The sequence below is a fragment of the Microcoleus sp. S1D4 genome (assembly GCF_036700765.1).
Lineage (GTDB): Bacteria > Cyanobacteriota > Cyanobacteriia > Cyanobacteriales > Microcoleaceae > Microcoleus.
The window spans coordinates 62,493-69,083 of record NZ_JAUBPP010000032.1; the positions used below are offsets into that span (position 1 = coordinate 62,493).

Consider the following 6,591-nt stretch of genomic DNA (forward strand, 5'->3'; position numbering starts at 1 on the left):
TAGCTTGCAATGCCATCCACAAAAACTCTGCCGTTAGTTAAAGACTCGGAACGCCTAGAAAGTCGCCTCAAAGAAATTCCGGCGGTTCCTGGTGTATACTTAATGCGAGACGAGAGCGATCGCATCCTTTATATCGGTAAATCAAAAAAACTGCGAAATCGCGTCCGTTCCTACTTCCGCGAAAGCCAAAACCTCAGTCCCCGCATCGCGATGATGGTACAGCAAGTGCGGGAAATTGAATTTATCGCCACCGACACAGAAGCGGAAGCTTTAGCATTAGAAGCAAACCTTGTAAAACAGCACCAACCTTACTTTAATGTCCTCCTCAAGGATGATAAAAAATATCCTTATTTGTGCATCACTTGGTCGGAAGAATACCCGCGCATTTTCATCACCCGCAAACGTCGCGCCAGCAGTGCAAAAGACCGCTACTACGGCCCCTACGTCGATACAGGTGCGCTGCGGAGTACGCTGCATTTAATCAAGCGGATTTTCCCCCTGCGACAGCGCCCTCAGCCGCTGTTTAAAGACCGTCCCTGTTTGAACTACGACATCGGCCGCTGCGTCGGCGTTTGTCAAGGGCTAACTTCGCCGGAAGAATACCGCAAAATTATCCAAAAGGTAGCGATGATTTTTCAGGGAAGGACTCAGGAATTGCTGGATATTCTGGAACCGCAAATGGAACAAGCAGCGGAAGATTTAAACTTTGAAACTGCGGCGCGGATTCGAGATCAAATTAAGGGTTTGCAGTCTTTGAGTGCTGGCCAAAAAGTTTCTTTACCCGATGATACGGTTTCTAGAGATGCGATCGCCCTTGCAGCCGGCACTCAGCACGCTTGCGTTCAATTATTCCAGATTCGTGCCGGCCAATTAGTCGGAAGACTGGGATTTATTGCAGAAATACCCTCCCAACCGCCCCTTACCAAGGCGGGCCAAGAGTTGTCTCAACTTTCTGTTTCCTCCCCTCTTTGCGAAGGTGGGGAAGCGGGGGGAGAACCGGGAGCAATTTTGCAGCGGGTGTTGGAGGAACATTATCAAAATGTCGAATCTGTAGAAATTCCCAGCGAAATTTCAGTGCAGTACGAATTGCCAGAAGCGGAAATATTAGCAGATTGGTTGAGCAATCGTAAAGGACGAAAAGTGACAATTGTGACTCCGCAGCGCCAAACTAAGGCGGAGTTGATTGAGATGGTGGAACGCAATGCTGAGTATGAATTGGCGAGAATGCAGAGATTGGGCGATCGCAATTCTCAAGCAATGGAAGATTTAGCAGAACTTCTCGATTTGCCCGAACTGCCGCACCGCATAGAAGGTTACGATATTTCTCACATCCAAGGTTCGGATGCGGTAGCTTCCCGCGTCGTATTTATTGATGGTTTGCCGGCCAATCAACACTACCGCCATTACAAAATTAAGAATCCTGAAATTAAATCGGGTCATTCTGACGATTTTGCGAGTTTAGCAGAAGTTATCGGCAGGAGATTCCGCAAGAATAAGGAAAAAGAAAGTTCGGCAACGAACAATGTACGGGATTTAACGGATCAAAGTAATGAAAATGAATTGAGTAATTTAGGATTGCGGCAAAAAGTCAGTAGTTTATCTTCGGTTTCTCATACTATTTCTGACAAACCGGATTTGATTATGATAGATGGTGGCAAAGGTCAACTGTCAGCAGTTGTGGCTGTTTTGCGGGAGATGAATTTGCTAGATGAGTTGCGGGTTGTCAGTTTGGCCAAGCAGCGAGAGGAGATATTTTTGCCGGGGGAATCTTTGCCGCTGCCCAGTAATTCTGAGCAGCCAGGGGTACAATTATTGCGGCGGGTGCGGGATGAGGCGCACAGATTTGCTGTGAGTTTTCACCGGGATCAAAGAAGTCAGAGAATGAAGCGATCGCGCCTTGATGAAATTCCCGGATTGGGACACCACCGACAAAAACTGTTGTTAGCGCATTTTCGGTCGATCGACTATCTGCGTTTAGCGACTCCCGAACAGTTGGCAGAAGTTTCTGGGATTGGCCCGCGTCTGGCGCAGCAAGTCTACGATTATTTCCACCCGTAAAGCCTTTGGTAGCCTGGGAAAGGGAGATTTTTGGCTGGATTGGGCGATCGGGCTCCAAGTCCCGATTTAGCCCTTGGGAGGGACAACTTAAAAAATTTTGCACAGGCCTATTGCAATTTTTAGAAGCTTGTGTTATATTTAGATTCTGTGTGCGGGCATAGTTTAGTGGTAAAACTTTAGCCTTCCAAGCTAACTATGCGGGTTCGATTCCCGCTGCCCGCTTACTACACTTAAAAACCTCAAACCCACGATAAATCAACGGTTTGAGGTTTTTTATTTCCCCAATTACGAAGAATTAGGGGGTTGAGGTGAGTATCATCGGCGGTTTGGGGAATGTCTAGCAATACGGTTCTGATATCAAATCCTCTCTTCATCGGAATAGTAAATTCACTGTTGACAGTTAACCGTTAACAGTTAACCGTTAACATCATGTATGATTGCAACCGGAATTGATATGACTTGCTTGGCTACCTCTAATGTGATGTCCGATCGATTAGACTAACAAAAATGGATCGCGCTGCGCTTCCTGGAGTCCGCAACCCAAGAACGGACTCGCATTCCGCACTACAAACCTATTTTGTCATTGTCAATCGACCGTACAGGGTATGAGTTTCTCAACAACAGTTATAAAGTGTTTGCTAAGAGCACCCTAAAACCGACTGTTTGCTATTAAATATCGTCATCATCTGGGCCCTGTACCCCCTGAATAATCCGCGATAACTCACTCTTCTCATTAATCGCAATCCGAGTCGGAGAACCGCTGATGACCCGTTCGTAGCCACGGAACGAATCTTTAATTTGCGGCCCCCGTTCAGTAATCGTATATTCCCGAATCCCTTTGTCGTGCCACGAACCGCGCATCTTAAACACATTAATTGCCCGCGACATTTCCCCGCGAATTTCTACATACTGCAGCATGATAATCGTGTCAGTAATCGTAGAAATATGGGAGTCAGTAATCGAATGAGAACCCATAAACTGATCGCTGGTATTTGTAAAAAAGCCAGTGATTTCTTCCTGCTTCGCAAAACCAGTTACTCCGATTACAAATTGCCTAAAAGCATTATTACTAACACCCCTAGCTAAGGCCGACAGCGAGTCAATAGCAATTCGAGAAGGTTTGAATTCCGCAATTTCTGATTTAATCGTCTGCAAGTGGTCTTCCAAACCCGCAGATTCCGGGTAAGTACACAGCAGTTTTAGCAGTCCTTTCTGTTCCATTTCTTCAAAATCAATGCCCCAAGAATAAGCATTGCGGAACAACTGAGCCCGCGATTCTTCATAGGCAAAAAGCAGCGCCCGATTGCCGTTCATGCAAGCATTTTGCAAGAATTTGCTTACCAACAAGGTTTTGCCGGTTCCCGTTGCACCCGTAGCTAAAATAATCGAGTCTTTAAAGAAACCGCCGCCGCACATCTCGTCGAGAGTTTTATCGCCGGAAGAAACCCGCACGTTAGAAGACTTTTGAGTTAATCGCATCGCTCCCAATGGGAAAATATTAATGCCGTCATTAGTCATAGTAAAAGGATATTCGCCTTTCATGTGAGTTGTACCGCGCAACTTCAAAATTTCCATTGTGCGGCGGCGGCGTTCCCCTTCTAAAACGTTGCGAACAATTACTACATTATCCGATACAAATTCTTCCACTCCAAACCGCGCCACTGGGCCGTATTCTTCCAGCCTTTCGGTAGTCATAACTGTAGTTGCGCCTACTTGTTTGAGGCGCGCAACTAAGCGAAAAATTTCTCGGCGCACTACCGATGCAGCGTCGTACTGCTGAAATACTGCTGTCACTGAATCTATAGAAACGCGCTTGGCTTTGTACTTGCGAATGGCGTATTGAATCCGTTCGATTAAGGCTGATAAATCAAAATTTCCCACGATATCCTGACCTTCTGGATCGGGGGAAGCGTCCAAAATAAATAGCTTGCCTTCATCGATTAATTTTGCCAGATCCCAACCGAAACTGCACGCATTTTTAATAATATCTGTCGGTGATTCTTCAAAAGTTACGAGGACTCCCGGTTCGTCAAAATGGGTGATTCCGTTATAGATAAATTGTACGGCGAATAAAGTTTTTCCTGTTCCTGATGTGCCGCTGACTAGGGTGGTTCTGCCGACTGGCATTCCGCCGTGACTGATGTCGTCAAAACCTTCAATCATCGTGCGAATTTTTTCAACTCCTGCAGTTGCATTTTTTTCTGGTTGTACTGTTTGAATAATTTCATTCATATCGATTTTTGTGAACTCTCAGTATTCTTTAGTTGTGAATCATTAACTTTTATAGTGGTGTCCGCGTTCGCACTGGCTTATATAACCCGCGCGAACGGGGACAGTTCTATAACAAAAAAATGCTTTTTACAAAAATGAGATGCTCCCATAACTAATAACTAATCACTGCTGACTAATGACTGTCACCCGCTCGTCTTATGAATTCAGGTCTTCTTCGCGGAGTTCTTCATAGAGCAAATCTAATCCTATCAGAACTTTCTCGCGATCGGACAAATCGCCAATAATTTTTCGCACCGGGGGCGGCAGGATTTTCGCCAGAGTCGGGGTTGCCAAAATTTTGTCCTCTTCTGCGAGTTGAGGATTTTTGAGAACGTCTATGACTTTCAGGGCGTATACTCCTTGAAATTCTTGTTCTAGGATGTCCTTTAGGGTTTTCAAAGCTCGCACTGAGTTGGGAGTATTTCCAGCAACATAGAGCTTGAGAACGTAGGTTTTTTTGAGAGGACTCATGAACTTTTATAGATGTTGAGTATGAGTTGTCAGATGTTAGTTGTAGTGGTTATTTGTGTTAAGTCTGCTGTTCTTTGTTATTTTATAATAATTGCTGCTTTCCGATCGCCCGATCGAACGTCTTCTCCTTTCTGTTTTGGTAAATTTTAGCTTCTGCTTTCTTCCTTCTACTCTCTAGGTTTAGATGTCTCTTTGGGAATCGATCGCCTGTACATTTCGCACAGATGAGCGATCGCGTCAATCAGAGTCAAGCGGTAATCGAGCAATATTTCCTCGCTGCGTCCTTCTAATTTTAGCTGTTTAGCAAACTCCTCCATCAACTCCATATGAATTTCTACAAGTTGAGTCACGGGAACGTCTGCAAAAAAAGCCAAATTGACAAATTCATCTATTTGATTGTTGACTGCAGTATCTTCAGAAAAATAATGCAAAACGATGTCGCGATAACTTGACTTGAGTTGCTCCAAGAACTTTTGCTTGTCTGACTCAGACAGATTTCGCAAAAAAATCTGGGAATTTCTTTTATAATACACACCTAAGTATCCTAATCGCTCCCGTAATTTTTCCGCAAGTCGCCGCTGCTGCCGGCTTAGCAAACTTTGAGCAGTCAATAGGGTTGTCGGATCGACTTTTGCGGATCGATCGTTGAGAGGAACTAAAGTTGAAAGTTTGAGAAATTGCCCGATCGCCCGATCGATAGCTGCAGTTATTTCGCTCGATCGGGCGATCGGCAGTTGCACCTCCGCAGGGTGGTAAAAAAAAGTACAACTTTGATCTTGACTCTTGTCGGCGTTACTGGGCTGCGTCTCAAAACTATCTGAAAGTGGTGCTTCGGGTATTTCATCCTTCCCCGGCTGGGGCGAAAAAATCACAGCAGGCAATAAGAGCGATCGTTCTTGCAGCTTGCTGAGAAGTTCGCGCCGATCTCCATCTACCTCAACAACCAAACAATCGAGGTGATAACTGTGCTTCAGGAATCCCAAAAACTCCACCGCCGACTTGATGTGGGTTAAAGCATAGCGATCGCCGCTCAAAAGCTCGATCGCCGAGCCTGCGAGTTCCTGTGAGCGGACAAAAATACCGATCGACAGTTGAGGAAGCAAAGCTGTAGGTGAAACACCTAAGTTGCCCGAAAGTGCTGGATCGCTCAGAGTTGATATCTCCTTTACAAAAAACTTAACATTTAAAAACTCATCCAAAACCTAACCGACTATCAATACTTTCAGCCATTTAGCAGGCACTCTCTAGGAACGGTCTAGCAAAACACCGTTTTTAGATGCCTTCAGACCTTACAGGGACTGACTTGCTACTTACAGTGTCGCTTAGTTGCTACCGCCATACAAGCAAACTCATCTAGAAATAGTCTAGAGTTTGGTTACTTGGCGCAAAAAAACCCGCTGGCTTTGTGTCATGAACGGGCAAATTTAGGTCAAGCGCTGTTCGCTCTCATCCTGATTTCGTTTTTAGGCCCCCAAATTAGGCAGGGCTGATTCAACCCCTTAAAATAAGTAGAATGTCAAGCATCTAGGAAATGAAAAAAAATCACTACAAATCTGATTGAACAAATGGGGAGAATCTGTGTTTTGCATGGGGGCATCTGTGTTTTGCCTTTGAGCGTGTTCCGCTCGCGTATTGTACAACTCGCTCTTCGGGGACAGCACTATCACAAAAAAAATGCTTTTTGCAAAACACAGATGCTCCCAATACATTTATATATAGCAATCCTAAATCATTATCAAGACTATGATACAATTATATGCAATACTTGATTGTGACAATAAAAAAATGAAT

4 protein-coding genes and 1 tRNA gene are annotated in these 6,591 nt (G+C 44.9%); 2 read left to right on the forward strand and 3 right to left on the reverse strand.

From position 1 onward, the window contains the following. Nucleotides 1–9 precede the first annotated feature (9 nt). On the forward strand, nt 10–2,058 hold the full coding sequence (gene uvrC / locus QT998_RS24710) for an excinuclease ABC subunit UvrC (RefSeq protein WP_333118212.1): 2,049 nt from the start codon (nt 10–12) through the stop codon (nt 2,056–2,058). A gap of 151 nt (nt 2,059–2,209) precedes the next feature. Then, nucleotides 2,210–2,280: transfer RNA gene (locus QT998_RS24715), tRNA-Gly, on the forward strand. Nucleotides 2,281–2,727: 447 nt separating this feature from the next. Here the strand turns inward: QT998_RS24715 and kaiC are convergent. From kaiC to QT998_RS24730, 3 genes are all read right to left on the reverse strand, one after another. Further along, nucleotides 2,728–4,290 carry a circadian clock protein KaiC gene (gene kaiC / locus QT998_RS24720; protein ID WP_333093372.1) on the reverse strand — a complete coding sequence of 521 codons (1,563 nt, stop codon included), beginning with the start codon at nt 4,288–4,290 and terminating at the stop codon, nt 2,728–2,730. A 195-nt stretch (nt 4,291–4,485) separates the two neighbouring features. Beyond that, nucleotides 4,486–4,800 (reverse strand): circadian clock protein KaiB, encoded by a 315-nt coding sequence (gene kaiB / locus QT998_RS24725; protein ID WP_006632119.1) that lies wholly within the window; start codon nt 4,798–4,800, stop codon nt 4,486–4,488. 167 nt (nt 4,801–4,967) lie between these two features. Further along, nucleotides 4,968–5,903 carry a circadian clock protein KaiA gene (locus QT998_RS24730; protein ID WP_442921999.1) on the reverse strand — a complete coding sequence of 312 codons (936 nt, stop codon included), beginning with the start codon at nt 5,901–5,903 and terminating at the stop codon, nt 4,968–4,970. Between the last annotated feature and the right edge of the window lie 688 nt (nt 5,904–6,591).

What these genes read in the sequence shown, in the direction of transcription:
- kaiC (WP_333093372.1), bottom strand. Translation starts at nt 4,290, where the DNA reads ATGAATGAAATTATTCAAACAGTACAACCAGAAAAAAATGCAACTGCA.
- kaiB (WP_006632119.1), bottom strand. Translation starts at nt 4,800, where the DNA reads ATGAGTCCTCTCAAAAAAACCTACGTTCTCAAGCTCTATGTTGCTGGA.
- uvrC (WP_333118212.1), top strand. Translation starts at nt 10, where the DNA reads ATGCCATCCACAAAAACTCTGCCGTTAGTTAAAGACTCGGAACGCCTA.